This is a genomic window from Streptomyces sp. ISL-66, assembly GCF_018614135.1.
Classification (GTDB): Bacteria; Actinomycetota; Actinomycetes; order Streptomycetales; family Streptomycetaceae; genus Streptomyces.
In genome coordinates this window covers 1-339 of sequence record NZ_JAGGOW010000194.1, presented here as the reverse complement: position 1 = coordinate 339, position 339 = coordinate 1, and the positions used below count along the sequence as shown (strand labels likewise).

At 79.6% G+C, this 339-nt stretch carries 1 protein-coding gene; it reads right to left on the bottom strand.

All coding sequences use genetic code 11. The annotated features are described in order from the left end of the window. The coding region (locus J7E97_RS36430) for a transketolase (RefSeq protein WP_251055466.1) at positions 1-166 on the bottom strand (166 nt) is incomplete at its 3' end. Positions 167-339 lie beyond the last annotated feature (173 nt).

Sequence of the window (339 nt, the reverse complement as noted above, 5' to 3'; positions counted from 1 at the left end):
GGAACAGCAGGTACGCGGCGGGCGCGAGGCTCATGGCGGTGCCGGGGTGGCCGTGGCCGGCCGCCTCGACGGCGTCCACGGTCAGGGCGCGGGCGACCTCGACGGCCCGGCGGTCGGCGTCCTCCCAGAGCAGGGCGGGTGCCTGCGGGGCGGGTGCGACGGTCATGACGGGCCTTCCTGTTCGGCAGGTGCGGGTACGAGTGCTCTTGCGGGTACGGGGGCTGCGGCAGGCGCGGGTACGGGGGCTGCGGCGCGCGCAGGTACGGAGGCCGCAGCCCCCGCAGGTACGGAGGCCGCGGCGCGCGCGGGTACGAGGGCCGCGGCCCCCGCGGGCGCCGC